The 2,921-nt window shown below is 64.6% G+C and carries 1 protein-coding gene and 1 pseudogene; one reads left to right on the top strand and one right to left on the bottom strand.

From position 1 onward, the window contains the following. Window positions 1–1,149: pseudogene (locus tag CWO91_RS41950) on the top strand (Rieske (2Fe-2S) protein); the annotation flags it as partial. 125 nt (window positions 1,150–1,274) lie between these two features. On the opposite strand, the gene CWO91_RS41955 reads toward CWO91_RS41950, so the two are convergent. After that, window positions 1,275–2,600 (bottom strand): S41 family peptidase, encoded by a 1,326-nt coding sequence (locus CWO91_RS41955; protein WP_130221139.1) that lies wholly within the window; start codon window positions 2,598–2,600, stop codon window positions 1,275–1,277. Window positions 2,601–2,921 lie beyond the last annotated feature (321 nt).

Genomic DNA, 2,921 nt, shown 5'->3' on the forward strand with positions numbered 1-2,921 from the left:
CGCGCGCCGCTTGGCAGCCGGCCGGAGCCGGCCGCGCTTAAGCGCTGGTTGCGGCGCTGGACAAACGTGCGCCATCGCGAGGCGGCCGAGCGCACCCTGCTCACGGCGATTGCAGCCGGCTTCTCCCTAGCTGACCTCGCTGAAGCCCTGTTCGCCGCCGAGACCGAGCGGGCGTTCGCCGACACCGGGCACTCGCTCGACTTCATCAACAAGGCGTTCGAGTGCCTCGACCTGATCGGCTGGCCATCCGCGGCGGCTCTGCTGCCGACTGTCGTCGGGCAGATGGTAGCGGCCCGTGGCGCCGAGGAATCGACGGCTTGGCGCCAGCCCGTTGATCTTGTTGTGTTGTGTGAGCAGTCAACCAGCCAACTCGCGGACCTGTTCGCTGCCGGACCCGGCGCGCGTGACTGGTCGGACCACGCCGCACTTGCTCAAGAGTTGCTCGGTGACGATCCGGCCGGGATCGTTGACGCGCTCAAGCAGGCGATCCGCGCCGGTGCCGCTCCTGCCGACCTTGGCCAATCCCTCGCCTACGCGGCGGCGCTCAGGGTGGCGCGCTTCGGCAACGCCAACGAGCACGCCGATTGGGAGACGGCGCATCACGTCTTCACTTACGCCAACGCCGTCCACCAGATGTTGACGCGGATTGGGACGGCCAACACCCACGTCACGGCCGTCCGCGGTGTATTGCACGGAGCGATGGCGCTCTATCTTGCTCGCTATCTCAATGTGCCGCCAGCGCACATCCCGGGCGACGGCGGCGAGCAGCTCGATGATCTGCCGGTGGATCCAGAGATGATTGGCGCCGCCTTGCTCGACGCCTTCGACCGGCAGCAACAGGTCGATCTCGCCGCAAGGCTGGTGGCACGGCATCTTTCGCTCGGCCATTCGCCGCAGGCCCTGATCGCCATGCTCGCGCATGCGGTGCTGCGCGAAGATGCAGGTTTCCATGCGTATCAGATGCTGGAGGCGGGAGTCCGGCAGTTCGGCACGTGGGGCAACAGGGACGAGGGTCGGCACATCCTGATCGCGGTTGCCCGCTATCTGGCGGCCCATTCACCGACCGAACGCGCGTCACTGCAGACCGCCGACATCGCCCGCCGCTTGATGCGCGGCGGCGAGCTACATCAAGGGGCTGGATCGTCCTGACGTCACGCGCTGACAGCGCACGAAGGGCGATCTGGACTGACAAAGCCTGCGCCGGCCGGCCGAGACGCGCATCCAGGGACCAGTTTCGCGGTGCCTCGGCTTGCGGAATGAGTGTGATGCCCGGATCAGGTCGCGGACAGAACGGCGACAGCGCGGCTCAGTTGGGGGTCCTCCGGCCCGGAGGCCGCGCCTGCCTGCACCTCGATGGTCGGCGTCACGCCCACGCCCTCCAGGCGCTCGCCGTCGACCCTGACATCTGCGACTGCGAGCAGCAGCAAGCCGCTTCCGATGAGGAATGCGGTGGCGGCAAGGACCGCGCCCTCTGTCCGAGTGCCGATGAGCTCGCCCAACCGATACTTTTTGAAGCCATAGGCGAGAACCTCCTTGCCGCTGCGCGTGCCGCGGTTGATCAGCATCGCAACGGGCTTTCGCCATTTCACATTCACGAATTCGCTACTGCCGCTCCGGTCGGTAACCTGCATCGTCGGCGCCCAGGCATTGAACAGATCGAGATATTGGGGTTGCGCGCCGCCCCAGCCATCCCGCAAATCCCAGATCAGCGCGTCCGCGTCTTTTAACGCCCCTTGAGACAACAGGGATTCAAGAGCGCGTTGGTAGATGGAGCCGGCGTAGCACCAAACATGGACATAGCCGATGCGTCGTCCGTTGGACTCAATGACGCGCGCACTGGACTCCAAGCCATGAAGGAACATTCTGGTGGGCTCGAGGTCGACCGGCACGACCAGGATTTGCAGCACCGAGGCGCCCCGATGGACCTCCAGGACAACCGATTTGCCCACTTTCCCGCGGAAGGAGCCGATCGGCTCAAATGCGGTGCCATCGGCCGCAACGATTTCGTCACCGGCACGGAGGCCCGCCTGCTGAGCCGGCGTTCCATCGATAACGCCGGTGACCATGTTGCGGCCCCTCGCCTCGAAACCTGAAATTATACCTATACCAGGGTACGAAATGCGGCCGTCGGGAAACGCTCGCTGCAGGCCGCGGCTTCGCAGTGCACCGACAAAGATGTCGGCCAGTTGATAATATTCCGGCTCATCCGGCGTGTAGAAACGCGTGTGCGAAGCGTGCAACTCCGACAGCATGGTATTGATGATGCGCGCCAGAGAGTATTGGGAAGTTGCCCGCTGAACGTCTGAAAGATACTTTTCGCGGACTGCCAGCCAGTCCAGTCCGTTGTGACGCTGATCAAAAAAGCGATCACGCACGGTCTGCCAAACGCTCTCGAAGGTCGCGACGCCATCAGCGGGAACGTAGGCGTTATCGCTCTCGCCCCTGACAGACTCCGCGGCGTTCGGGGACTTCGCAGCCACGGCACATGCCGCCACAGTAGCTGCCAGTTGCAACACTTGGCGACGCGAAGGCGATGTATCGATAACCTTCTTCATCGTCTGATCTCGCAGGAGCGCCTGCCGGGCGCGTTCGCCGGCCATTCGATCCGGCACGTTACCGAATGCTTGCGCTCCATTGGCAAAAATCAGGAGGTTCCAGCGATCCTGCCACCACGAGGCTACCTCCCAGGACTTTCGTCGGGGTCACGCCCTATTGAGGATGAAATCGCCGTCAGGATGGGCGTCCTGGCGCCACCGAACGGCCCGGCTCGAGCTTGAGAAGAGGACGAGCCCCAGCACTATCAGCAGCACGCCGAGGCAAGCTGCCGTCCATCCTCGAGGCACGGTCAAACCCCTTCGCTGGCAGCCGGCGCGGCCGCCAAAAGCGCCTCCGCGTGGGCCTGCGCGCAGGCGTCGTGACCC

Origin of the sequence: Bradyrhizobium genosp. SA-3, assembly GCF_004212635.1 — a bacterium.
In the GTDB taxonomy this organism is placed as follows: Bacteria; Pseudomonadota; Alphaproteobacteria; order Rhizobiales; family Xanthobacteraceae; genus Bradyrhizobium.

Bases quoted from the DNA above. Each gene is read 5' to 3' on its own strand.
- CWO91_RS41955 (WP_130221139.1), bottom strand. From the start codon at position 2,600: ATGGCCGGCGAACGCGCCCGGCAGGCGCTCCTGCGAGATCAGACGATG.